Source organism: Stenotrophomonas sp. STEN087 (assembly GCF_056759115.1).
In genome coordinates this window covers 45,622-68,636 of sequence record NZ_JBRRCR010000004.1, presented here as the reverse complement: position 1 = coordinate 68,636, position 23,015 = coordinate 45,622, and the positions used below count along the sequence as shown (strand labels likewise).

Genomic DNA, 23,015 nt, shown 5'->3' with positions numbered 1-23,015 from the left:
ACGCGTTTCGGCCGACAGTGTTACACACAGACACACCCCGAGGATTGAGCCTGCCTGCGCCCGATCTTCACAATGCCCACCAATGCCGCTGCGGCGGCCTGCCCGAGTGAAGCCCGCACGTGATCTCCCGCCTGTTGCCCGCGACCCGCCGGGGTCGTCTGATCGTGATCGTCCTGCTTGTCGTCATTGCTGCCGCGTGCGCCTGGTGGCTGCTGCGCAAGCCTGCCGCCCCGGCCCTGGCCACCAGCCCGGTCAGCCGCGGCGACATCGAACAGACGGTGGAAGCCACCGGCGTGATCGATGCCTACAAGCTGGTCAGCGTCGGTGCGCAGGCCTCGGGCCAGATCAAATCGCTGAAGGTGCAGCTGGGCGATACGGTGAAGGAAGGCGACCTGATCGCCGAGATCGACGCCACCACCCAGCAGAACCAGGTGCTCAACGCCCAGGCCTCGCTGGACCAGGTGATCGCCCAGCGCGCCGTGCAGCAGGCCAGCCTGCGCCAGGCCGAGCTGGACTTCGCCCGGCAGAAGGAGATGCTGGCCGCCGAGGCCACCTCGCGGCAGGAATACGATGCCGCCGAGGCCACGCTCAAGACCGCCCGCGCCCAGCTGCAGTCGTACGAGGCGCAGATCAAGGGCCGCGAAACCGAGCTCGGCACCGCCCGCGCCAACCTCGCCTACACCCGCATCACCGCGCCGATGGACGGCACCGTAGTGGCAGTGGTGGCCGAGGAAGGCCGCACGGTGAACGCCAACCAGACCGCGCCGACCATCGTCATGCTGGCGCGCCTGGACGTGGTCACCGTCAACGCCGAAGTCTCCGAGGCTGACGTGGTCAAGATCAAGGCCGGCATGCCGGTGTACTTCACCACCCTGGGCGACCCGGACCGCAAGTACCACGCCACGCTGCGCCAGATCAATCCGGCGCCGTCGTCCATTGCCAACGAAAGCTCGTCCAGTTCCAGCAGCTCGTCCAGCTCAAGTTCCAGCAGCGCGGTCTACTACAACGCGCTGTTCGACGTGGAAAACCCCGATGGCACCCTGCGCATCGACATGACCGCGCAGGTCTCGGTGCTGCTGCAGCAGGCCAAGGGCGCGCTGCTGGTGCCGGCCGTGGCGCTGGGCCCGAAGACGCGTGACGGCGAGCGCGTGGTGCGCGTGGTCAACGAGCAGGGCCAGCCGCAGCCGCGCAAGGTCAAGGTCGGCATCAACAACGGTGCCTCCGCGCAGATCCTGTCCGGGCTGAAGGAAGGCGAGCGCGTGGTGGTCGGCGAAGGCGGTGCGGCCGCAGCCGGCAGCGGCACCGGCAACCGCAGCGGCGGCGCGATGCGCATGGGCCCGCCCGGTGGCATGGGCCCGCGCCGATGAGCACGACGGCGCCCCTGCTGCGCCTGCGTGACCTGCGCCGCGAGTTCCCGGCCGGCGAGGATGTCATCGCCGTGCTGCGCGACGTCAACCTGGACATCCATGCCGGTGAGATGGTCGCCATCGTCGGCCAGTCCGGCTCGGGCAAGTCGACGCTGATGAACATCCTCGGCTGCCTGGACCGCCCGACCCGCGGCAGCTACCAGGTGGCCGGCCGCGAAACCGGAAAGATGGAGCCGGACGAGCTGGCAGAACTTCGCCGTGGCCATTTCGGTTTCATCTTCCAGCGCTACCACCTGCTGGGCGACCTCGATGCGCGCGGCAACGTGGAAGTGCCGGCGGTGTATGCCGGCAGCCCCGGGCCGACCCGCAACGCGCGCGCCGAGCAGCTGCTGCAGCGGCTGGGCCTGCACGACCGCATGCACCACAAGCCGGGCCAGCTGTCCGGCGGCCAGCAGCAGCGCGTGTCGATCGCCCGCGCCCTGATGAACGGCGGCGAGGTGATCCTGGCCGACGAACCGACCGGCGCGCTGGACACGAAATCCGGTGAGGAAGTGATGGCCATCCTCGGCGAGCTGCATGCCGAAGGCCACACCATCATCATCGTCACCCACGACATGAGCGTGGCCGAGCACGCCCAGCGCATCATCGAGATCCGCGACGGCGAGATCATCGCCGACCGCGCCAATCCGAAAGCCCCCAGCTACCGTGCGCAGCGCCAGCCCAGCGCAGACGTCGCCCATGGCAGCAGCTGGCGCGCGGCCCGCGACCGCTTCACCGAGGCGTTCCGGATGGCGCTGCTGGCGATGAACGCCCACCGCCTGCGCACCTTCCTGACCATGCTCGGCATCATCATCGGCATCGCCTCGGTGGTGTCGGTGGTGGCGCTGGGCAACGGCTCGCAGCAGCAGATCCTGCAGAACATCAGCGCGCTGGGCACCAACACCATCGATGTCTACCCCGGCCGCGGCTTCGGTGACATGCGCTCGGCGCGCGTGCAGACGCTGAAGGCCACCGATGCCGATGCGCTGTCGCAGCAGAGCTACGTGGACAGCGCCACGCCCAGCGTGTCGACCTCGGTGACCGCGCGCTACCGCAACCAGTCGGCGACGGCACAGATCAGCGGCGTCGGCGAGCAGTATTTCCGGGTGAAGGGCGTGACCCTGCTCGACGGCAGCTTCTTCGACACCGATGCGATCCGCGGCCTGGCCCAGGTGGGGGTGATCGACGAGAACACGAAGACCCAGTTCTTTCCCGACAGCGACCCGATCGGCCAGGTGATCCTGCTGGGCAACGTGCCGGTGCGCGTGGTCGGCGTGGCCAAGAAGCAGAGCTTCGGCTTCGGTGGCAGCACCAGCCTGGGCGTGTTCGTGCCCTACACCACGGTGATGTCGCGCATGCTGGGGCAGAGCTACGTCTCCAGCATCACCGTGCGCGTCAATGATGAAACACCGATGGATGCCGCGCAGGAGGCCATCACCCGGCTGCTGACCCTGCGCCACGGCACCGAGGATTTCTTCCTCAGCAACAGCGCCGAGATCCGCGAGACCATCGAGCAGACCACGCGCACGATGACCCTGCTGATCGGCGCCATCGCTGCCATCGCCCTGCTGGTCGGCGGCATCGGCGTGATGAACATCATGCTGGTGTCGGTGACCGAACGTACCCGCGAGATCGGCGTGCGCATGGCCGTGGGTGCGCGGCAGAGCGACATCCGCCAGCAGTTCCTGATCGAAGCGGTGCTGGTGTGCCTGATCGGCGGCCTGCTCGGCATCGGCCTGGCCCTGCTGCTGGGCGTGCTGATCGGCCACTTCTCCAGCAATTTCCAGGTGGTGTTCTCCACTGCCTCGATCATCGCCGCGTTTGCCTGCTCGACCCTGATCGGCGTGGCGTTTGGACTCCTGCCGGCACGCAATGCCGCCCAGCTCGACCCGGTGGAGGCCCTGGCCCGCGAATGAAGATGATGACTCGACTGACCTCCCCTGCCCTTTCGCGCCTGCTGCTGGCTGGCGCGGTGCTGCTCGCCCTGTCCGGCTGCGCCTCGGTGGGCCGCTACCCGACCGAAGATCCGGCCGTGGCCGCGACCTATGGCCGAGGCGATGCCACCCTCAACGCGCCGGCCGATGACCCGCGCAGCAGCTTGGACACCCCGGGCCGCGACGTCCGCCAGGACAGCTGGTGGACCGGCTTCGGTGACGAGCGCCTGGACCGCCTGGTGGCGCAGGCCCTGGCTGCCAACAGCGACCTCGGTGCCGCCGGCCTGGCCGTGCAGCGCGCCCGCCTGCAGGCCAGCCTGGCCAGCAACGCGCTCTGGCCGCAGCCGTCCTCGTCCGGCATCAGCGCCAGCGGCAGCCGTCCCACCGACCAGGCCGCCGACTGGAGCCGCGGCTATTCCACCGGCGTGTCGCTGTCGTGGGAGGTGGACCTGTGGGGCCGCCTGCGCACCGCGCGCGACATCGCCCGCTGGGAAGCCCTGGCCAGCGAGGAGGACCGGCAGAACACCGCCCTGCTGGTGATCGGTGACACGATCAGCCAGTACTGGACGCTGGCCTACCTCAACCAGTCCATCGCCAGCGGCGAGGCCAACCTGCAACGCCTGGAGCGCACCCGCGACCTGGTGCAGGCCCGCTTCGACGCCGGTGCGGTGTCGCGGCTGGAAGTGCGCCAGGCCCTGCAGAACCTGGAATCGCAGCGTTCGGCGCAGAGCGCGCTGGAACAGCAGCGGGTGGAAGTGCGCAACGCGTTGACCGTGCTGCTGGATGGCACCCCGTGGCCGCAGCAGGATGAGCCGCAGGATCTGCAGGCCGCCCGCAGCCCCGGCATCGACGAAGGCCTGCCGGCCGACCTGCTGGGCCGCCGCCCCGACCTGCGCGCGGCCGAGCTGCGCCTGCGCAACAGCCTGAAGACGATCAAGGTGACCGCCACCCAGTATTACCCGGCGCTGAGCCTGACCGGCAGCCTGGGCTCCAGTGCGACCTCGCTGGGGGATGTGCTGCGCAACCCGGTGGCGACGCTTGGCGCTGGCCTGTCGCTGCCCTTCCTCAACCTGCAGCGTGCGCAGCTGGACACCGACATTGCCGGTACCGCCTACCAGATTGCCGCGACCAACTTCCGCAAGACGCTGTACACCGCGCTTTCGGAAGTGGACAACGCGCTGTCCGCGCGCGAGCAGCTGGCGCGCCAGGTGGCCGCTTCGCAGGCCTCGTATGATCAGGCCGTGGAAGTGGAGCGTGCGCAGGAAGTGCGCTACCGGGTGGGTGCTACCGACCTGCGTACCTGGCTGGAAGCACAGCAGACCCGGCGCGATGCCGAGCTGTCACTGGCGCGCGTGCGGCAGAGCCAGCTGAACAACGACGTGACCCTGTTCAAGGCGCTGGGCGGCAGCGCGGGGTAAGGCGATGCGGGGCTGCGCCCTGTCGGAATCTGCTGCTGATGGTGGGTGCCGACCGTTGGTCGGCACGGGCCCTGACGCTGGTTCTGCTCTGGTAGGTGTCGACCTTGGTCGACACGATTCTTCCGATCAAAAAAAGGGGTCAGATCTCTTCTCCCATGGGAGAGGGATCTGACCCCGCTCACATCGTACCGGCCGATCAACCGCGCTGGCGCACGGCCTCGAACAGGCTGACGCCGGCGGCGACGGAGACGTTCAGGCTCTCGATCTCGCCCGGCATCGGGATCTTGACCAGGCCATCGCAGTTCTCGCGGGTCAGGCGGCGCAGGCCGTCGGCTTCGCCGCCCAGCACCAGGGCGATGTTGCCCTTCAGGTCCAGCTGGTACAGCGACGCGGTGGCTTCACCGGCCAGGCCGTAGATCCACACGCCCTGCTTCTGCAGGTCCTTCAGGCAGCGCGACAGGTTGGTCACCGCCACCACCGGAATGAGGTCGGCGGCGCCGGCCGAGGTCTTGCGCACGGTGGCGTTGACCGTGGCCGACTTGTCCTTGGGAATGATCACCGCGGTGGCACCGGCCGCCGCAGCCGAGCGCAGGCAGGCGCCCAGGTTGTGCGGGTCCTGCACCTCGTCCAGCACCAGCAGCAGGGCCTTGCCCTCGGCAGCGGTGACCAGGCCTTCCAGCTCGTTCTCGCTGTAGGTGCGGGCCGCGGCATAGCGCGCAGCCACGCCCTGGTGGCGCACCGAACCGCCGACACCGTCCAGCGCCTGGCTGTTGACCTTGCGCACGTCGATGCCCTTGCGGCGGGCGTTTTCCTCGATTTCGACCAGGCGCGGGTTCTTCGCACCGGCCTCGACCAGCACTTCGCGGACGTTGTCGGCGTCGTTCTCGATGGAGGAGGCGACGGCGTTGACGCCGACGATCCACTGGCTGTTCTTGCTCATGCGGGGGCCGAACCGGAAAGGGGGTGGCTATGGTAGAGCATCGGCGGCGGCCGCGCTGCGCGCTCGCCGGGCATGGCCCGGCGCTACCTGCCGGGTGCCGCCCGTTGGTTGGTGGGTGCGGACCGTTGGTTGGTGGGTGCGGACCGTTGGTCCGCACGCCTTCACCTCCCGCGCTGCGCGCTCGCCGGGCATGGCCCGGCGCTACCCGCCGTTCATCCTTCCGCTGAACGGGTGCGCGGCGGCCAGTGCGGGGTGTCGTGGTCGGGGTGCTGGTGGGACACGATCGTGGCCAGGAACTCCAGCGCGGCCACGTCCTCCTCGGTGCGGCGGCCGGGCAGCAGGCCCAGGCCATCCACGAAGGGCAGCTTGCGCTCCATGCCGTACTGCAGGGTCGGCGGCAGGCGCTCGGGTTCGTCGAAGGCGCCGGCGGCCACGGCCATGCCGTCCGGGGCCTCGTAGGTCAGCGGGGTGCCGCAGTCACCGCAGAAGCCGCGGCGGACCACGTTGGAGGACTGGAAATAGCGCGGCTGGCCGCGGGTCCAGCTGAACTGCGCGCCGCGCACCGAGACCAGCGGCGCGTAGTAGGCGCCGAACGCCTTCTGGCACATCCGGCAGTGGCAGATCGAGCTGTCGGTGAGGGCGCCGCGCGCCTCGAAGCGGATGGCGCCGCATTGGCAGCCGCCGCGGTACTCGGGTTGGCCTTGCATGCTGGGTTCCTCCGGAACGTCGTGCCAACCAAGGTTGGCACCTACCGGGTGAGGAATGTGCCAACCAACGGTTGGCACCTACCGGGCAAGGTGGGTGCCGACCGTTGGTCGGCACACCTTTCAATACTGCTTTTTGGTGCGCTTGGCCGGCTTGCCGCGTTCGGGCAGCGGCGGCAGGCCATCGCCCTCGTCTTCGCCCTTGTGCTCGACCAGGCGGAAGTCGATCTTGCGCTCTTCCATGCTGGCCTTCAGCACCAGGATGCGCACGCGGTCGCCCAGCCGGTAGCTGCTGCCGCGGCGTTCGCCGGTCAGCGTCTTGCGGGTGGCGTCGAACTTGTAATAGTCCTGCGGCAGCTGGGTCACGTGGACCAGGCCCTGCACCTTGGAATCGTCCAGCTCCACGAACAGCCCGAAGCTGGTCACGCCGCTGATCACGCCGTCGAACTGGCCGCCCACGTGCTTTTCCATCCACGCGGCGCGGTAGCGCTCGTCGACCTCGCGCTCGGCCTCGTCGGCACGACGCTCGCGCTCGGAGCACTGCAGCGCCAGCGCAGCCATCTCGCGGGCGTTGTAGGTGAACTTGTCCAGCGGCTTGCCGGACAGCGCGTGCTTGATCGCACGGTGTACCAGCAGGTCGGGATAACGACGGATCGGCGAGGTGAAGTGCGCGTAGGCCTCCAGCGCCAGGCCGAAGTGACCATTGTTGTCCGGGCTGTAGACCGCCAGGCTCTGGCTGCGCAGCAGCACCGATTCCAGCAGCGTGGCATCGGGACGGTCGCGGATCTTCTTCAGCAGCTTGGTGTAGTCGCCCGGGCGCACCTTCGACCACGGCGGCAGGCTCAGCTTGAACTCCTTGAGGAATTCCAGCAGGTCGGCGAACTTGGTCTCCGGCGGCTTCTCGTGGACGCGGTACGGGGCCGGCACGTGGCGCGACAGCAGGTACTTGGCCGCCTCCACGTTGGCCGCGATCATGCATTCCTCGATCAGCTTGTGCGCATCGTTGCGCACCAGCATGCCGGCCTGGGTCACCTCGCCACGGTTGTCCAGCACGAAGCGCACCTCGCTGCTTTCAAACTCGATGGCGCCGCGCTTGGCACGCGCCTTCGACAGGACCTTGTACAGCTGGTGCAGGCGCTGCACCTGTGGCAGCAGCTCGCCCATCCATGCCTTGGTATCGGCATCGTCCTCGCCCACCGCCTTCCACACCTGGGTGTAGGTCAGGCGCGCGTGCGAGTTCATCACCGCTTCGTAGAAGCGCGAATGGCTGACCACGCCGTCGCGGTCGATCTGCATGTCGCAGACGAAGCACATGCGATCGACCTTGGGCATCAGCGAGCAGATGCCGTTGGACAGGGTCTCCGGCAGCATCGGCACCACGAAGCCCGGGAAATACACCGACGTGGCGCGCTTCTGCGCTTCCTCGTCCAGCGGCGTGCCGGGGCGCACGTAGTTGGAGACATCGGCAATGGCCACCACGAGGCGGAAGCCATCGGCATTCGGTTCGCAGTAGACCGCGTCATCGAAGTCCTTGGCATCTTCACCGTCGATGGTCACCAGCGGCGTGCTGCGCAGGTCGACGCGGTCGCCGATCATCGCCGGCTCGACCACCATCGGCACCGAGGCGGCTTCGTCCAGCACTTCCTGCGGGAACTCGAACGGCAGTTCGTGGCCGTGGATGGCGGTCTCCACCACCAGCGACGCGGTCAGCTTGTCGCCGAGCACGGCGATGATGCGGCCGATCGGCGGGCGACGGCTGTCCGGTGCCTGGGTCAGTTCGCAGACCACCAGCTGGCCATCGCGCGCGCCACCGGTCTGGTCCGGCGGCACCTGCACGTTGCGCTGGATGCGCTTGTCATCGGGCACCACGTAATTGATGCCCATTTCAATGCTGAAGCGACCGATCAGGCGGGTCATGCCGCGCTCGAGCACGCGGGCGATGCTGCCTTCGCGGCGGCCACGGTGGTCGATGCCGGTCACGCGGGCCAGCACCTTGTCGCCGTGCATCACCTTGCGCATTTCATAGGGCGGCAGGAACAGGTCGTCGCCGCCCTCGACCGGGCGCAGGAAGCCGAACCCTTCCGGGTTGGCGATCACCACGCCGGTGACCAGGTTCAGGGTCTGGATCGGCGCAAAGCCGCCGCGGCGGTTCTGCACCAGCTGGCCGTCACGGACCATGGCGCCGAGCCGGCGCGACAGTGCCTCGGCACGGTCGGCTGCGGTCAGGCCCAGGCGCGCGCCCAGTTCCTCGGCGGTCTGCGGCCCGTCGCAGCGTTCCAGCAGGGCCAGGATGGCCTCGCGGCTGGCAATGGGCTGTTCGTACTTCTCTGCTTCGCGGGCGGCATAGGGATCGTCGATCACCTTGCCGGTCGGCGGCAGCTTGCGGCCCGGGGCCGGACCCGGTGCGGCGGCATCCATGGCGCGGCCCTTGCGGCCGCGCGGCGGTGCACCGCCTTCATTCAATTCGGGGAACCAGCCCGGCAACGGCTTGCCCGGCTTGGTGGTGCGGGCTGCGCCCGCCTTGGCGCCCTTGGTCGGGGCCTGGCTGCGGGACTTGCTCCCGCCCTTGCTTGGTTTTTTGGTAGTCATCGCCCTACATGGTAGCCGTTGCGGGCGTGCAGAACGGGTCAGCGGCGGCCTTGGAAGCGCCGCGTGAAATATTTGTTGGAAATCGTTGACAGCCTGCGGATTCATCTTCACAATTGCGCCTCTGGAACGCCCAGGTGGCGGAATTGGTAGACGCACTAGTTTCAGGTACTAGCGGGTAAAACCGTGGAGGTTCGAGTCCTCTCCTGGGCACCAACGAAAAAACTCCTCGCTTCGGCGGGGATTTTTTTTGCCTGTCATCCAGCAGCAGGGTCGGATCCCTTTCCACAGGAAAGGGCTCTGACCCCATCGCGAGATTGTTTTCGAGAAGTGTTGACACCCCGGTAACAACACCCCATAATCTCGCTCCTCGACGCCCAGGTGGCGGAATTGGTAGACGCACTAGCTTCAGGTGCTAGCGGGGGCAACTTCGTGGAGGTTCGAGTCCTCTCCTGGGCACCATGTCGAGAAAGAAAACAACCCGCGCAAGCGGGTTTTTTCTTGCCTGCGATTTGAGCCTTTGTAGAGTCGAGCCATGCTCGACTGATCCTCACAGCAGGCGAGCATGGCTCGACTCTACAAACGCGGTCAGAACAGCGGCCGCAGTATCAGCTCCAGCCCGAGCAGCAGCAGGAACCCAAGGAAACACGCGCGGAACACCCGTGCACTGATGCGCTGGCGGATCACCTGCCCCAGCCACATGCCCAGCAGCGCCGGCACAACCGCCAATGCGCTCAGCCCCAGCTGCTGCACACCAAACGCACCGTTGATCACCAGCCCAGTGGTCAAGGAAATGGTCGACACGGTGAACGCCAGGCCCAGCGCCTGCACCAGCTCCTCGCGCTGCATGCCCAGCGACTGCAGGTACGGCACCGCAGGCATCACGAACACACCGGTGGCGCCGGTGACCATGCCGGATATCGCACCGACCAGCGGCCCCAGCCAGCGCTCACGCCGCTGCGGCACGCGGAACACCGGTGCCACCAGCGCGTACAGCGCATACACCACCAGCGCCACGCCCAACGCCACCCGCGACCAGGTGCGGTCCACCCGTACCAGCAGCGCAGCCGAACCCAGCGTCACCACCACCACCGCCAGCATCATCGGCCACAGCCGCCGCACGGTAGGGCCCAGCGAAGGACCGGACAGCAGTTGCCACGCGTTGGTGACGAAGGTGGGAATGAACAGCATCGACGCCGCCGCCACCGGCGACAGCGCACCACCGAGCAGACCCATCGCCACCGTTGGCAGCCCCATGCCGGTCACGCCCTTGACCACGCCGGCCAGCACGAACACCACCACCAGCAACCCATAGAAGTACATCGTCTCGTTCATGCCGCCATTGGAGCGGGCGCGACCCAGGCGCACAATGCGGTCTTGCCGCCACAGCCTTCGGATCAGCCGAAGGCAGGGCCCGACCGGAGTACCAGCTATGCGGATGGACATCGCCGACCTGCGCCTGTTCCTGGCTGTGGCCGATGCCGGCAGCATCACCGCCGGCGCTGCGCTGGCCAACCTGGCACTGGGCTCGGCCAGCGAACGCCTGCGCGCGATCGAAGCCGATGCGGGCACGGCACTGTTGAACCGGCATCCGCGTGGGGTCAGCCTGACCGAAGCCGGCGCCGCCCTCGCCCACCATGCACGCCTGATCCTGCAGCAGCAGGCGCAGCTGCGCGGCGAGATGGACGCCTTCGCCCACGGCGCGCGCGGCACCCTGCATCTGTATGCCAACACCGCAGCACTGACCAACTACCTGCCCTCGCGACTGGCGCCCTGGCTGGCGCAGCGGCCGCGCCTGCACGTGGAGCTGCACGAACGCACCAGCACCGACGTCGTGCGCGCGCTCGCCGCCGGCCAGGCCGAAGCAGGCATCATCAGCGACGCCGTACCGGCCGACGGCCTGCAGCGGCACGTGGTGTCCGAAGACCCGCTGGTGATGCTGCTACCCGCCAACCACCGCTTCGCGTCGCGACGCACGCTCGACTTCGTTGACGTGCTGGGCGAGACCTTCGTCGCCCTGGCCGATGGCAATGCACTGCAGACCTACGTGGAGGAACTCGCAGGCGAGGCAGGACGCCGGCTCGATGTGCGCATCCGCATGAAAACCTTCGAAGGGCTGTGCACGATGGTCGGCCATGGCATCGGCGTGGGCATCGTGCCGAAGACGATCGCGCGGCAGCATCGGCGCAGCACGCACACCGTCGCGGTACCACTTGCCGATGCCTGGGCGCAGCGTCGCCTGTGCGCGTGCTTCGCCGACTGGATGCGGTTGTCACCGGCGATGCGCAGCCTGCTGCAGCACCTCGGCGTGCCGCCGCAGAAAAAAGCGTGAAATGTTGTTGACACATCCTCAGTCGTTCCCCATAATTCGTCTCCTGAGTCGCCCAGGTGGCGGAATTGGTAGACGCACTAGCTTCAGGTGCTAGCGGGGGCAACTTCGTGGAGGTTCGAGTCCTCTCCTGGGCACCATGACTCAGCAAATGATCAAACCCGCGAAAGCGGGTTTTTTCATGTCCGGCGTTCGAGAACTGCGCGAATGCGAGGGCTCCATCCACGCATGGCGTGGATCTACTGGATGATCAAACCCGCGAAAGCGGGTTTTTTCATGTCCGGCGTTCGGGCATGTCCACGCAACGCGTGCATGTACCGCGATGGCGCCACAAACAAAAACCCCGCCTTCCGGCGGGGTTTTGTTTTTTCATCCACAACGATCGATCAATGCCCGCCGGCAGACGCCGCACCGGCACCGGCACCGAACGGCGGCTTGGCCAGCCACAGGAACGCGATGATCGCCAGGAACGTCCAGCCCAGCAGGTAGAAGATGTCGTTGAACGCCATCTGCGATGCCTGGTGGTTGATCATGTCGTTGAGCACCGCTGCACCGTTCTGCAGGTTGCCCTGCCCCATCGCCGCCACCTGGTCCTGCATGCCCGGCTGGTAGGCCGAGATGTGTTCGGTCAGGTCGGCATGGTGCACCTGGGTGCGACGTGCCCACAGCCACGTGGTCAGCGATGCAGCGAAGCTGCCACCCAGCGTACGCAGGAACGTGGCCAGGCCCGAACCTGCGGCGATCTCGCGACCGTCCAGGTCCGACAGCAGGATCTGCAGCACCGGCATGAAGAACAGCGCCACGCCAATACCCATGATCAGCTGCACGCCGGCCACGTGCGCGTAGTCCACCTGCAGGTTGAAGTCCGAGCGCATGAAGCTGGTGAACGACAGGAACACGAAGGCGAACGAGGCGATCATGCGCATGTCGAAGCGCGAGGCGTACTTGCCCACGAACGGCGTCATGATCACCGGCAGGATGCCGATCGGCGCCGTCGCCAGGCCCGCCCAGATGGCGGTGTAGCCCATGTCACGCTGCAGCCACTGGGGGATCAGCAGCGACACGCTGAAGAACGCCGCATAGGCCACCACCATCGCCAGCGTACCGGCGCGGAAGTTGCGGTGGCGGAACAGCTTCAGGTCGACGATCGGATCCTTGTCGGTCAGTTCCCAGATCAGGAACACCGCCAGCGCCACCACGGCCACGCAGGCCAGCACTACGATCTTGGTCGAGGAGAACCAGTCTTCGTCGTTGCCCAGGTCGAGCACCAGCTGCAGCGCGCCCACGCCGATCACCAGGGTGATCAGGCCGACGTAATCCATCTTAGGCTTCTCGATCTGCTCCGGGCGCCCCTTCAACTGGTTGCCCACCACCAGCGCGGCGAAGATGCCCAGCGGCACGTTGATCAGGAAGATCCATTCCCAGCTGTAGTTGTCGGTGATCCAGCCACCGAGGATGGGCCCGCAGATCGGCGCCACCACGGTGATCATCGCCAGCAGCGCCAGCGCCTGCCCTCGCTTCTCGCGTGGGTAGATCGACACCAGCAGCGATTGGGTGATCGGGTACATCGGACCGGCCACGAAGCCCTGCAGCGCACGCGACACCACCAGCATGCCCATGCTCTGCGCAAGGCCGCACAGCAGCGAGGTGATGACGAAGGCCAGGGTGGCCCAGATGAACAGCTTGCGTTCGCCGAAGCGACGGCTGAGCCAGCCGGTCAGCGGCAGCGCGATGGCCGTGCTGACCGCGAACGAGGTGATGACCCAGGTCGCCTGCTGCGAACTGGCGCCGAGGTTACCGGCGATGGTCGGCAGCGAGACGTTGGCGATGGTGGTATCGAGCACCTGCATGAACGAGGCCATCGCCAGGCCGACGGTGCACAGGGCCACGCTGGGCGGCAGGAACCCGGAGGCCGCACCCGGCGCCGCCGGTGCGCCCGGAGTGCCGGGCGCCGCTGGAGCTTGTGCGGACATGTCGACCTCAGCCCGCGTTGGCCTGCTGCGGCAGGTTGCCTTCGATGATCGTGTGGATCACCTCGTCGGCATCATGCAGCTGCTTGGCATACACATCGGTGTCGAACACCGTGCCCTTGGCGGCGGCGGTCGGCAGCACTTCACCCTTCTGGTCGCGCAGGCTCACTTCGGCCTTCATCGACAGGCCGATGCGCAGCGGATGTTCGGCCAGCTGCTTGGCATCGATGGCGATGCGCACCGGAACGCGCTGCACGATCTTGATCCAGTTGCCGCTGGCGTTCTGCGCCGGCAGAAGCGAGAACGCCGAACCGGTGCCCAGGCCCAGGCTCTGGATGCGGCCCTTGTACTTCACGTCACCGGCGTACAGGTCCGACTTCAGCTCCACTTCCTGGCCCAGGCGCATGTGGCGCAGCTGGGTTTCCTTGAAGTTGGCTTCCACCCACATCTGTTCGGTCGGCACCACGGCCATCAGGGCATTGCCCGGCTGCACGCGCTGGCCAACCTGCACCGAACGACGGGCGACATAGCCGGTGACCGGCGCGACGATGCCGGCGCGGGCATTGTTGAGGAAGGCCTGGCGCAGCTGTGCGGCGGCGGCCAGCACGTCCGGCTGGGTGGCGATGACGGTGTCATCGACCAGCGCGCGGTTGCGCTCGACGGTCTCGCGCGAACCGGCCACGGCGGCTTCGGCTGCGGCCAGCTCGTCGCGGGCGTGGGCCAGTTCTTCGTTGGAGATGGCGCCGGTGGCGGCCAGGTCCTTGCGGCGGGCGAAGTCTTCGCGCACGCGCTTCAGGCTCACCTGGCGGGCGTTCAGGTCAGCCTGCGCGCCCTCCACGCTGCGGTACAGGCCGCGGGTCTGGCGCACGGTCTTGGCCAGGTTGGCTTCGGCCTGCTGCAGGGCGACGGAGGTGTCGGCCGGGTCCAGCTGCACCAGCAGCTGGCCACGCTCGACGCGCATGCCGTCATCGACGTTGATGGCGACCACGGTGCCGGCCACCAGCGGGGTGATCTGCACCTGGTTGCCCTGCACGTAGGCATCGTCGGTTTCTTCGAACCAACGGCCGAACATGAAGTACCACAGCGCCAGTGCGGCAAGCAGCAGCACGACGATGACGAACAGGCCGCGCAGCAGCTTGCCGCGGCGGTTGGGAGCGGCCGGGGCCGCGGTGTCTTGGGTCTGGCTCATGGCGTGGGTCTTCAGGAATGCGAGGAATCGGAATGGGAGGCGATCGGTGCGGCGTCGGTGTCACTGGGCTGGAAACCACCACCCAATGCCTTGCTCAGGCGCACCGAGGTCTGCACCTGCTGCGACTGCAGGCCGGCCAGCTGCTGCTGCGACTGCAGCAGGATGGACTGCGCGCTGAGCACGTCCAGGTAGCTGCCGATGCCGGCGCGGTAGCGCTGCTGGGCCAGGTCGAAGGCCGCGTGGGCGGTGTCCACCGCCTGCTGCTGTGCCTGCGCCTGCTGGGCCAGCGAACGCACCGCGTTGACCTGGTCGGCCACGTCGCGCAGCGCGTCCAGCACAGACTGGTTGTAGTTGGCCACCGCCAGGTCGTACTGCGCGTCGGTGTTGTCCAGGTTGGCGCGCAGCTTGCCGCCTTCGAAGATCGGCAGGCTCAGCGCCGGGCCGATGTAGGCAAAGGTGGAGCTGCTCTTCAGCAGGTCGCCCACGTTCGGGGCGACCACGCCGGCCAGCGCGGTCAGGTTGAAGCTCGGGTAGAACTTGGTCTTGGCGACCTTGATCTGCTTTTCGGCCGCTTCCACGCGCCAGCGCGCGGCGACGATGTCCGGACGACGGCCGAGCAGTTCGCTGGGCAGCACGCCCGGCAGCTGCAGGGCCAGCGGGTTCAGCGCCTGCGGGCGTTCGATCGACAGGCCACGGTCCGGGCCCTTGCCGACCAGCGCGGCCAGTGCGGTGCGGGCGGCGTCGATGCGCTGCTGCGCGGCCAGCAGCTGCTGCTGCGCGGCCGGCACGCGGGCTTCGGACTGGCGCACCTGCAGGTCGCTGTCGATGCCGGCGCTGCGGCGCTGGCGGGTCAGCTCCAGCGACTTCTGCGAGCGCGTCAGCTCCTGCTCGGCCACGTCGTTGAGCTGCCAGGCATAGGCCAGTTCGGTGTAGGCCTGGGCAATGCCGGCGGACAGGTTCAGGCGTGCGGCCTGCGCATCCACGGTGGCCGCGTGGGCGCCGTCAACGGCGGCTTCCCAGGCAGCGCGCTTGCCGCCCCACAGGTCAACGCCGTAGCTGAAGTTGAAGGCGACCTGGCTGCTGCCGCCGTAGCGGCCGCCCAGCTCGTCGCCGAGCATGGATTCGGGCAGGCGCAGGCCGGTGTAGCCACCGGACACCGACAGGCTGGGCAGGCGCTCGGCACGGCTGGTGCCGACCTGCGACTGGGCCTGGCGCAGGCGCGCATCGGCCGCGTCCAGGCTGGGGTGGCCGGCCAGGCCTTCACTGATGAGGGCGTCGAGCTGGGGATCGCCCAGCGCCTTCCACCAGTCCTGGGCCGGGAAGCCAGTGGCGCTCAGGTCGCTGTCGGCCAGCGTGCGCTCGCTGTGCAGGCTGTCCACGTCGAGCACGTGGCCCTGCGGGTTCAGGCCACGGCTGCTGGCGCAGGCGGCCAGGGCCAGGGCCAGCGCTGAAACCAGCAGCGCGCGCCCGGACCGGCGGAGAGTGGGATGCGGGATCGGGTTCATGGGGTCGTCAGGGAATCGCGGATTCGGGTCAGGAGGGACAGCAACAGCGTGCGTTCGTCGGCGGACAGGTCCCGCAGGGCGAAGTCCATCACCGCGTCGCCGCGCTTCTGCAGCCGCGCCCAGAGGGCACGGCCTTCATCGGTCAGAACGATCTGCAGGGCCCGCCGGTCCTGGCTGTGCGGCTCGCGGCGCACGCAGCCCAGGGCTTCCAGCTTGTCCAGCAGGCGGGTCACCGCGCTGGGCACCTGGTCGACGGCCTGGGCCAGTTCGTTGGCGGTGCACGGGGCCATGCGGGCCAGCAGCTTCAGGCCGATGTAATGGGTGAAGCCGATGCCGAGGTCTTCTTCGGCCATGGACGCATCGAGCTGGCGCACCAGGCCGTCGCGCACCTGGCGCAGCAGCAGGCCGAAGCTGGGGGGGTTGGAGGACGGACAGATCATGGGGGAGCATTTTCTTCCAAAAAAAATATTTCTCAATGGAAATATTCGATCTGGCATCGAATGCTGTGTTGCAGCAACGGGCTCGATCAGTGAAGGCGCTACCTTAATGGCCCCCGGAACTGGCCCGGTAGTACAATCCAGCCAATGAATGTCACATTCCAGCCACCCCCGCTGGTCATGACGGCAGGTGAACCCGGCCCGCCCACCCTGCTCCGCGAGGTGGCCATGGACTGGTTCGAGCGCAACGATGGCCCGCCGGTCATCGGTTTCCGCTTCGACAGCCCGCAGGGCCTGGCCCGTGAAGTGGACTGGCACCATCACGCCCGCGCCCAGCTGATCTACGTCGAACGCGGCCTGCTGACTACCCGCACCTCGCACGGCACCTGGTCGCTGGCACCGGGCTCGGCCGGCTGGATGCCGCCGCTGGAACCGCATACGGTCAGCCTGGACGGCCCGATGCGTGGCTGGGGCATGGCCCTGGCTGCGCCGGCCTGCGCCGGGCTGCCCTCCGACCCCTGCGTGCTGGGGCTGTCCAAGCTGGCCCAGGCGGTGGCCGAGCGCATCTGCGAATGGCCGCTGGACTACATCCTCAGCGACGACCGCGAGCACATCCTCAGCGTCATGCGCGACGAGATCCGCACCGCGCCGCGCCAGCGCATGCACCTGCCGATGCCGCGCGACCGCCGCCTGCTGAAGATCGCCTCGCAGCTGCTGGCCGAGCCCTCCGACGAGCGCAGCCTGGCCGAATGGGCGCACTGGGCCGGCCTGTCGCCGCGCAGCCTGACCCGCCACTTCCGCGACGAGACCACCCTCAGCTTTGCCCAGTGGCGGCAGCAGGCCCGCCTGGCCGAGGCCCTGCGCCAGCTCAGCGAGGGTCGCAGCGTCGCCGATATCGCCCACGCACTGGGCTTCAGCAGCGCCAGCGCCTTCGTTACCGTGTTCCGCCGCCACTTCGGCCTGCCGCCCGGGCGCTATCTGGCGCGGGTCGGCCACGGCCTGGAACCGGGGCTGGATCCCGCACGTGGCTTGGCATCCCCCGCCGCATCCGGATAATCAGTGCATTGAGAGCGCCGACCGCCGTCTTCGCCTCCCGACATAGGTAACAACGCCGCATGACCGAACCTGCCCGCCCCGTTTTCCACGGTTTCGAACAACTGCCGCTGCGCGAGTACGCCGAACGCGCCTACCTCGACTATTCGATGTACGTGGTGCTCGACCGTGCCCTGCCGTTCATCGGCGACGGCCTGAAGCCGGTGCAGCGCCGCATCATCTATTCGATGAGCGAGCTTGGCCTGAATGCCGCGTCCAAGCCGAAGAAGTCCGCGCGCACCGTCGGTGACGTGATCGGTAAATACCACCCGCATGGCGACAGCGCGTGCTACGAGGCGCTGGTGCTGATGGCACAGCCGTTCTCCTACCGCTACCCGCTGATCGAGGGCCAGGGCAACTTCGGCTCCAGCGACGACCCGAAGTCGTTCGCGGCGATGCGCTACACCGAATCCAAGCTGACCCCGATCGCCGAAGTGCTGCTGGGCGAGCTGGGCCAGGGCACCACCGACTGGGCGCCGAACTTCGACGGCACCCTGCGGGAACCGACCTGGATGCCGGCGCGCCTGCCGCACCTGCTGCTGAACGGCACCACCGGCATCGCCGTGGGCATGGCCACCGACGTGCCGCCGCACAACCTCAACGAGATCGTCAGCGCCCTGTTGCACCTGCTGGACGATCCCGATGCCAGCGTGCGCGACCTGTGCGAGCACGTGAAGGGCCCGGACTATCCGTCGACCGCCGAGATCATCACCCCGGCCAACGACCTGCGCACGATGTACGAGACCGGCAACGGCAGCGTGCGTGCGCGTGCGACCTTCACCAAGGAAGCGAACAACGTGGTGGTCACCGCGCTGCCGTTCCAGGTGTCGCCGTCGAAGGTGATCGAGCAGATTGCCGCGCAGATGCGCGCCAAGAAGCTGCCGTGGCTGGAAGACGTGCGCGATGAATCCGACCACGCCAACCCGGTGCGCGTGGTGCTGGTGCCGCGCTCCAACCGCGTCGACGCCGACCAGCTGATGGGCCACCTGTTCGCGACCACGGACATGGAGCGCAGCTACCGCGTCAACCTCAACGTGATCGGGCTGGACGGCCGTCCGCAGGTAAAGAACCTGAAGATGCTGCTCAGCGAATGGCTGGCGTTCCGCGGCACCACCGTCACCCGCCGCCTGCAGCACCGCCTGCAGAAGGTCGAGCGCCGCCTGCACCTGTTGGAAGGCCTGCTGGTGGCCTTCCTCAACCTGGACGAGGTGATCCACATCATCCGTACCGAGGACGAACCGAAGGCAGCGCTGATCGCGCGCTTCGGCCTGTCCGAAGACCAGGCTGACTACATCCTGGAAACCAAGCTGAAGCAGCTGGCCCGCCTGGAAGAGATGAAGATCCGCGGCGAGCAGGACGAGCTGGCCAAGGAGCGCGAGAAGATCCTCGGCATCCTCGACAGCAAGGCCAAGCTGAAGAAGCTGATCCGCGACGAACTGACCGCCGACGCCAAGAAGTTCGGCGACGCCCGCCGTTCGCCGCTGGTGCAGCGCCAGGCCGCGCAGGCCATCGACGAGACCGAGCTGGTGCCGAGCGAGCCGATGACCGTCGTGCTGTCGGAGAAGGGCTGGATCCGCGCGGCCAAGGGCCACGACATCGATGCCGCCACCCTCTCCTACCGCGATGGTGATGCCCTGCAGGGTTCGGTGCGTGCGCGCAGCACCCAGCAGGTCGCCTTCCTGGACAGCGAAGGCCGCGCCTACTCGACGCCGGTGCATACCCTGCCCTCGGCGCGTGGCAACGGTGAACCGCTGACCGGCCGCTTCTCGCCGGCACCGGGCACCAGCTTCGTGACCCTGGCCAGCGCCGAACCGGACGCCCGCTTCGTGCTGGCCTCGACCCACGGCTATGGCTTCGTCACCCGCTTCGAGAACCTGATCGGCCGCAACAAGGCCGGCAAGGCGATGCTGAACCTGTCGTCCGGTTCCTCGGTGCTGACCCCGTCGGCCGTGGCCAACGTGGCCACCGACCGCATCGTGGCGGTGACCAGCTCGGGCAACCTGCTGGCGATCGCCGCCAATGACCTGCCGGAACTGGACAAGGGCAAGGGCAACAAGATCATCGAGATCCCCAAGGCCAAGCTGGCCACCGAGCGGGTCGTGGCGATCGTAGCGATCAGCCCGGGGCAGACCCTGCAGGTGCGCAGCGGCCAGCGCACCATGGGCCTGAAGTTCAACGAGCTCGACGCCTACCTCGGCGCCCGCGCCACCCGCGGCCACCTGCTGCCGCGCGGCTGGCAGAAGGTGGAAGGGTTGTCGGTGGAATGACGGGGAACGGGGGTCAGAGCCGTTTTCGTTGAAAACGGATCTGACCCCGGACACGAAAAAGCCGGGGATTCCCCGGCTTTTTCGTTTGTCGGCTGGCGGGCGGTGGAGCGGCTGGCTGGCGAAGGCTGGCTCGCGATGCTCCGGTGCTGGCGGGCGACGTTGCTTGGTGCGCCTGGTAGAGCCGACCGCTGGTCGGCTGCTCCGGGCCCTTGGTAGAGCCGACTGTCAGTCGGCTGCTCTGCGAAAAGCGGCCGACTAACAGTCGGCCCTACCAGATCGGCTCGAGGTGCCGGCTCAGTGCGCCGGGGCGCCGTTGCCGTCGATCTTGCTCAGCTGGTACAGCTCCAGGCCGATGCGCTTGATCAGGCCGAGCTGCTGCTCCAGCCACCAGGCGTGGTCTTCCTCGGTGTCCTTCAACTGCGCCAGCAGCATGTCGCGGCTCACGTAGTCGCCCTTCTCCTCGCACAGCTTCATGCCGGCGGCGAGATTGTTACGGACCGCGTATTCAGTATCGAGATCCTTCTGCAGCATCTCCTCCACGGTCCTGCCCGGCTCGGTGGCATGCGGGCGCATATCCGGGTCGCCGCCAAGGAACAGGATGCGGCGCAGCAGCGCGTCGGCGTGCTGGGTCTCCTCTTCCATCTCGTGGTTCAGGCGTTCGTACAGCGCGAACAGGCCCTGGTCCTCGTAGCGGCGGGAATGGATGAAGTACTGGTCGCGGGCAGCAAGCTCGCCGCGCAGCAGTTCCTTCAGGCAGGCGATGACGTCCGGGTTGCCTTTCATGGGGGTGCTCCTGTGGATCGATGCGGCATAGGGTGCCGCATTTCAAAATACGGTGATCTAATCGGAATCAGTCGCAGTTGCGCCTGCGGCTACAATCCCCCCACGAGTGCCGGAAGGACCTGCAATGCGACGTGCCTGGCGTTGGATACTGGCTGTACTCATCGCCATCGTGCTGGTCACCGCACTGGTCCTGTGGCTGCTGCTGCGCGGCAGCCTGGCTGAACTGGAGGGCGAACAGGCCCTGCCCGGGCTGGCCGCGCCGGTCAGCATCGAGCGCGACGCGCTGGGGGTGGTCACCATCACCGCCGGCAGCCAGGCCGATGCCATGCGTGCCCTCGGCCATGTGCATGCGCAGGAGCGCTATTTCGAGATGGACCTGATGCGCCGCAGTGCCGCAGGCGAACTGTCGGCGCTGTTCGGGCCGGTGGCCATCGACGCCGACAAGCGCATGCGCGTGCACCGGCTGCGCGCGCGCACCGAAGCGCACCTGGACACGGCCCTGGGCGACAACCCGCAAGCCGTGCGCGCCTACGTCGACGGGGTCAACGCGGGCCTGGCCGATCTGTCGGTACGGCCCTGGGCCTACCTGCTGCTGCGGCAGTCGCCTTCACCCTGGCAGGCCAGCGACAGCGTGCTGGCCGGGCTGGCCATGTATGCCGACCTGCAGGACCCGGGCAACCAGAACGAGCTGGCGCTGCGCCGCATCCGCGACGTGGTGCCGCCGGCCCTGCATGCGCTGCTGGCCCACGACGGCAGCAGCTGGGACGCGCCCCTGCAGGGCGAACCGCGCGGCGATGCGGTGCTGCCCGATGCCACCCAGCTGGACCTGCGCACGCTGGCCGCCGCGCCCACCGCGCCTGCCGCCGAAGCCGATGCGGTCGGCAGCAACAACTTCGCCGTGGCCGGTGCGCTGACCGCCGATGGTCGCGCCATCATCGCCGACGACATGCACCTGGCCCTGCGTGCGCCCAGCCTGTGGTTCCGCGTGCGCCTGCGCTATCCGGATCCGCAGGCACCGGGTGGCCAGGTCGATGTCAGCGGCTTCTCGCTGCCGGGCGTGCCGGCGGTCATCGTCGGCAGCAACGGGCACGTGGCCTGGGGCTTCACCAACAGCTACATCGACACCGCCGATTTCCGCCGCGAACCAGCGAATGCGCCGGTGACCGTGCACGAGGAGCGCATCGCCGTGGCCGGCGGGCCCGATGTGCTGTTCCCGGTGCGCGAAACCGCGTGGGGGCCGATCCTGCACACCCATGCCGATGGCAGCGGCGATGCCCTGCGCTGGCTCGCCCACCTGCCCGGCGCGGTGCGCATGGACTTCGCCGACATGGCACGCGCCGGTGACCTCGGCCAGGCCCTGAAGACCGCCGACCATGCCGGCATTCCCGCACAGAACCTGGTGATCGGTGATCGCGGCGGGCGCATTGCCTGGCGCCTGGTCGGTGCGCGCCCGGACCGCGGCCCCGGCTGCGTCCCGCAGGGCTTCAACACCCTGCAGGACAGCGCAGACTGCGCGCCGTGGCCGATCCGCAGCGATGCCGCGCCGGCGCTGATCGATCCGCCAGGGCAGCGCCTGTGGACTGCCAACAGCCGCGTCGTCGACGACGCGACGCTGGGCGTGGTCGGCAACGCCGGCTACGACCTGGGCGCACGCGGCCAGCAGATCCGCAACCTGCTGGCCACCCAGGACCGCTTCGACGAGCACGACCTGCTGGCGATCCAGCTCGACGACCGCGCGGTGTTCCTGCAGCGCTGGTGGGTGCTGCTGCACGAAACCGCCGAGCACAGCGATGACCCGTCATTGAAGCGCCTGGCCGCCGCCAGCGAACACTGGGACGTGCGTGCCTCGGCCAATTCAACCAGCTACCGCATCGTGCGCGGTTTCCGCGGCGAGGTGCTCGATGCCATCGAAAGCGCGCTGCTGGCACCGGCCAAGGCGCGCCTGGGTGAAGACTACCTGCCGCCGCGGCTTGCGCAGCTGGAAGGCGTGGTCTGGCCGATGCTGCAGCAGCGCCCGGCCAACCTGCTGCCGCCCGGCGTGGACAGCTGGGATGCACTGCTGGCCAAGGCCGCGCATACGCTGGAAGCCGACCTGGACAAGCAGGGGCCGCTGCAGCAGCGCACCTGGGGCGAGCGCAACGTGGCCGACATCTGCCACCCGGTCTCGCGTGCCCTGCCCGCCTTCACCCGCCGCTGGCTGTGCATGCCGGCCGATCAGCTGCCTGGCGACCGCGACATGCCGCGCGTGCAGGGCCCGAGCTTCGGTGCCTCGCAGCGCATGGTGGTTTCGCCGGGCCATGAAGCCGACGGCATCGTGCACATGCCGGGTGGGCAGAGTGGCCACCCGCTGTCGCCGTACTGGGGCGCCGGCCACGAAGACTGGGTGCATGGGCGCCCGACCCCGTTCCTGCCGGGCAAGGCGGAGCATGTGCTGAAGCTCGTCCCAGCAAGGTAG

Annotated in this window: 16 protein-coding genes and 3 tRNA genes; 10 read left to right on the top strand and 9 right to left on the bottom strand. The window is 68.1% G+C overall.

Annotation, left to right across the window (positions count from 1 at the left end):
- The first annotated feature begins 119 nt into the window (after positions 1–119).
- From ACVOK1_RS02140 to ACVOK1_RS02130, 3 genes are read left to right on the top strand one after another with little or no spacing between them, the layout of a single operon-like run.
- On the top strand, positions 120–1,367 hold the full coding sequence (locus tag ACVOK1_RS02140) for an efflux RND transporter periplasmic adaptor subunit (RefSeq protein WP_481560934.1): 1,248 nt from the start codon (positions 120–122) through the stop codon (positions 1,365–1,367).
- Positions 1,364–3,322: a MacB family efflux pump subunit gene (locus ACVOK1_RS02135; RefSeq protein ID WP_481560933.1), complete on the top strand. Its 1,959-nt coding sequence runs from the start codon at positions 1,364–1,366 to the stop codon at positions 3,320–3,322. The genes ACVOK1_RS02140 and ACVOK1_RS02135 overlap by 4 nt, the downstream gene beginning before the upstream one ends.
- Complete coding sequence (locus tag ACVOK1_RS02130) at positions 3,319–4,758, top strand: efflux transporter outer membrane subunit (protein ID WP_481560932.1); 1,440 nt, start codon at positions 3,319–3,321, stop codon at positions 4,756–4,758. The genes ACVOK1_RS02135 and ACVOK1_RS02130 overlap by 4 nt, the downstream gene beginning before the upstream one ends.
- Positions 4,759–4,954: 196 nt before the next feature.
- On the opposite strand, the gene rlmB is transcribed toward ACVOK1_RS02130, so the two are convergent.
- The 3 genes from rlmB to rnr form a co-directional block, all read right to left on the bottom strand.
- A complete protein-coding gene (gene rlmB / locus ACVOK1_RS02125; protein WP_079221277.1) occupies positions 4,955–5,698 on the bottom strand; it encodes a 23S rRNA (guanosine(2251)-2'-O)-methyltransferase RlmB in 744 nt (247 codons plus the stop codon).
- A 212-nt stretch (positions 5,699–5,910) separates the two neighbouring features.
- Complete coding sequence (locus ACVOK1_RS02120; RefSeq protein ID WP_108768330.1) at positions 5,911–6,405, bottom strand: GFA family protein; 495 nt, start codon at positions 6,403–6,405, stop codon at positions 5,911–5,913.
- 120 nt (positions 6,406–6,525) lie between these two features.
- Entirely contained in the window at positions 6,526–8,991 is a 2,466-nt protein-coding gene (gene rnr, locus ACVOK1_RS02115) for a ribonuclease R (protein ID WP_481560931.1), read from the bottom strand.
- A gap of 128 nt (positions 8,992–9,119) precedes the next feature.
- Between rnr and ACVOK1_RS02110 the strand changes: the two genes are divergently transcribed.
- Both ACVOK1_RS02110 and ACVOK1_RS02105 read left to right on the top strand, forming a co-directional pair.
- A tRNA-Leu gene (locus tag ACVOK1_RS02110) sits at positions 9,120–9,204 on the top strand.
- 159 nt (positions 9,205–9,363) lie between these two features.
- A tRNA-Leu gene (locus ACVOK1_RS02105) sits at positions 9,364–9,450 on the top strand.
- Between the two features lie 126 nt (positions 9,451–9,576).
- Here the strand turns inward: ACVOK1_RS02105 and ACVOK1_RS02100 are convergent.
- Complete coding sequence (locus ACVOK1_RS02100; protein ID WP_097048390.1) at positions 9,577–10,323, bottom strand: sulfite exporter TauE/SafE family protein; 747 nt, start codon at positions 10,321–10,323, stop codon at positions 9,577–9,579.
- A gap of 97 nt (positions 10,324–10,420) precedes the next feature.
- Between ACVOK1_RS02100 and ACVOK1_RS02095 the strand changes: the two genes are divergently transcribed.
- Together ACVOK1_RS02095 and ACVOK1_RS02090 are read left to right on the top strand one after the other, a co-directional pair.
- On the top strand, positions 10,421–11,320 hold the full coding sequence (locus tag ACVOK1_RS02095; protein WP_313054559.1) for a LysR substrate-binding domain-containing protein: 900 nt from the start codon (positions 10,421–10,423) through the stop codon (positions 11,318–11,320).
- A 50-nt stretch (positions 11,321–11,370) separates the two neighbouring features.
- Positions 11,371–11,457, top strand: a tRNA-Leu gene (locus ACVOK1_RS02090).
- A gap of 246 nt (positions 11,458–11,703) precedes the next feature.
- On the opposite strand, the gene emrB is transcribed toward ACVOK1_RS02090, so the two are convergent.
- From emrB to ACVOK1_RS02070, 4 genes are read right to left on the bottom strand one after another with little or no spacing between them, the layout of a single operon-like run.
- Positions 11,704–13,290: a multidrug efflux MFS transporter permease subunit EmrB gene (gene emrB / locus ACVOK1_RS02085; RefSeq protein ID WP_481560930.1), complete on the bottom strand. Its 1,587-nt coding sequence runs from the start codon at positions 13,288–13,290 to the stop codon at positions 11,704–11,706.
- A gap of 7 nt (positions 13,291–13,297) precedes the next feature.
- On the bottom strand, positions 13,298–14,476 hold the full coding sequence (gene emrA / locus ACVOK1_RS02080) for a multidrug efflux MFS transporter periplasmic adaptor subunit EmrA (protein ID WP_108768325.1): 1,179 nt from the start codon (positions 14,474–14,476) through the stop codon (positions 13,298–13,300).
- A gap of 11 nt (positions 14,477–14,487) precedes the next feature.
- Positions 14,488–15,981 carry a multidrug efflux transporter outer membrane subunit EmrC gene (emrC, locus tag ACVOK1_RS02075; protein ID WP_481560929.1) on the bottom strand — a complete coding sequence of 498 codons (1,494 nt, stop codon included), beginning with the start codon at positions 15,979–15,981 and terminating at the stop codon, positions 14,488–14,490.
- Positions 15,978–16,421 (bottom strand): MarR family winged helix-turn-helix transcriptional regulator, encoded by a 444-nt coding sequence (locus tag ACVOK1_RS02070; RefSeq protein ID WP_481560928.1) that lies wholly within the window; start codon positions 16,419–16,421, stop codon positions 15,978–15,980. The genes emrC and ACVOK1_RS02070 overlap by 4 nt, the downstream gene beginning before the upstream one ends.
- A 144-nt stretch (positions 16,422–16,565) precedes the next feature.
- Between ACVOK1_RS02070 and ACVOK1_RS02065 the strand changes: the two genes are divergently transcribed.
- Positions 16,566–17,474, top strand: coding sequence for a helix-turn-helix domain-containing protein (locus ACVOK1_RS02065; protein ID WP_481560927.1), 909 nt, complete (start codon positions 16,566–16,568; stop codon positions 17,472–17,474).
- 59 nt (positions 17,475–17,533) lie between these two features.
- Positions 17,534–19,777 (top strand): DNA topoisomerase IV subunit A, encoded by a 2,244-nt coding sequence (parC, locus tag ACVOK1_RS02060; RefSeq protein ID WP_481560926.1) that lies wholly within the window; start codon positions 17,534–17,536, stop codon positions 19,775–19,777.
- Positions 19,778–20,071: 294 nt separating this feature from the next.
- Here parC and bfr read toward each other — a convergent pair whose 3' ends face one another.
- Positions 20,072–20,560, bottom strand: a complete 489-nt coding sequence (gene bfr, locus ACVOK1_RS02055; protein ID WP_116863027.1) for a bacterioferritin — start codon at positions 20,558–20,560, stop codon at positions 20,072–20,074.
- A gap of 124 nt (positions 20,561–20,684) precedes the next feature.
- Between bfr and ACVOK1_RS02050 the strand changes: the two genes are divergently transcribed.
- Positions 20,685–23,015, top strand: a complete 2,331-nt coding sequence (locus ACVOK1_RS02050; RefSeq protein ID WP_481560925.1) for a penicillin acylase family protein — start codon at positions 20,685–20,687, stop codon at positions 23,013–23,015.

Coding starts and splice junctions, on each gene's coding strand:
- ACVOK1_RS02135 (WP_481560933.1), top strand. CDS start 1,364: ATGAGCACGACGGCGCCCCTGCTGCGCCTGCGTGACCTGCGCCGCGAG.
- ACVOK1_RS02130 (WP_481560932.1), top strand. CDS start 3,319: ATGAAGATGATGACTCGACTGACCTCCCCTGCCCTTTCGCGCCTGCTG.
- rlmB (WP_079221277.1), bottom strand. CDS start 5,698: ATGAGCAAGAACAGCCAGTGGATCGTCGGCGTCAACGCCGTCGCCTCC.
- ACVOK1_RS02120 (WP_108768330.1), bottom strand. CDS start 6,405: ATGCAAGGCCAACCCGAGTACCGCGGCGGCTGCCAATGCGGCGCCATC.
- rnr (WP_481560931.1), bottom strand. CDS start 8,991: ATGACTACCAAAAAACCAAGCAAGGGCGGGAGCAAGTCCCGCAGCCAG.
- ACVOK1_RS02100 (WP_097048390.1), bottom strand. CDS start 10,323: ATGAACGAGACGATGTACTTCTATGGGTTGCTGGTGGTGGTGTTCGTG.
- ACVOK1_RS02095 (WP_313054559.1), top strand. CDS start 10,421: ATGCGGATGGACATCGCCGACCTGCGCCTGTTCCTGGCTGTGGCCGAT.
- emrB (WP_481560930.1), bottom strand. CDS start 13,290: ATGTCCGCACAAGCTCCAGCGGCGCCCGGCACTCCGGGCGCACCGGCG.
- emrA (WP_108768325.1), bottom strand. CDS start 14,476: ATGAGCCAGACCCAAGACACCGCGGCCCCGGCCGCTCCCAACCGCCGC.
- emrC (WP_481560929.1), bottom strand. CDS start 15,981: ATGAACCCGATCCCGCATCCCACTCTCCGCCGGTCCGGGCGCGCGCTG.
- ACVOK1_RS02070 (WP_481560928.1), bottom strand. CDS start 16,421: ATGATCTGTCCGTCCTCCAACCCCCCCAGCTTCGGCCTGCTGCTGCGC.
- ACVOK1_RS02065 (WP_481560927.1), top strand. CDS start 16,566: ATGAATGTCACATTCCAGCCACCCCCGCTGGTCATGACGGCAGGTGAA.
- parC (WP_481560926.1), top strand. CDS start 17,534: ATGACCGAACCTGCCCGCCCCGTTTTCCACGGTTTCGAACAACTGCCG.
- bfr (WP_116863027.1), bottom strand. CDS start 20,560: ATGAAAGGCAACCCGGACGTCATCGCCTGCCTGAAGGAACTGCTGCGC.
- ACVOK1_RS02050 (WP_481560925.1), top strand. CDS start 20,685: ATGCGACGTGCCTGGCGTTGGATACTGGCTGTACTCATCGCCATCGTG.